This window comes from Caballeronia calidae, assembly GCF_900044055.2.
GTDB lineage: Bacteria > Pseudomonadota > Gammaproteobacteria > Burkholderiales > Burkholderiaceae > Caballeronia > Caballeronia calidae.
The window spans coordinates 1-510 of sequence record NZ_FCOX02000376.1 but is presented as its reverse complement, the minus strand read 5'-3'; the positions used below and the strand labels follow the sequence as shown (position 1 = coordinate 510).

At 51.6% G+C, this 510-nt stretch carries 1 protein-coding gene; it reads left to right on the top strand.

Translation table 11 applies throughout. The features are described from left to right. Window positions 1-169: 169 nt before the first annotated feature. A partial coding sequence (locus AWB78_RS47475; RefSeq protein WP_157697939.1) for a hypothetical protein occupies window positions 170-510 on the top strand: 341 nt, incomplete at its 3' end.

Below are 510 nucleotides of genomic sequence, written 5' to 3'. Positions count from 1 at the left end.
AGCCGCCGGAGGGCGGGCGCTCTGCGGTTTCATGGGGCAGAAGCCTCGCTATCGCTATGCTCTGTAGGGCAGCGGTGGTCATCGAACGCACACGTTGTGGGGGGCATGAACGGGAGCGTCGAAGCCAGCGCGAACGGATAGTTCACCAACATCTCAAAATGGAAATCCATTGAAGGTCAATCAACGTACACATACTGGTCAGCTTAACGGAAATGCCCCGGGTTCGACTAGCTTCGCCAAGCTGAAGCAAAAAATTCGGTCAGATGTGTTGTTCAATCTTCCAGTCAATCCCCAGCGGAAACTGTCAGGTATAAACAACCGTTCAGTGCTTTCCACAAAGCTTCATTCGAGCGGCGGACCGAAATTTATCGATGGGCTCAGTATCCTTGAGAAGGATATTTCGACTGCGGAAGATCTGATTAAAGCGCTTTCCAGTTCCATCATGCTTGGGGCTGATGCGACGAAGTACGTCGTCAAGAAATTTCACCACCTCAAGCAGGATCAAAAGGC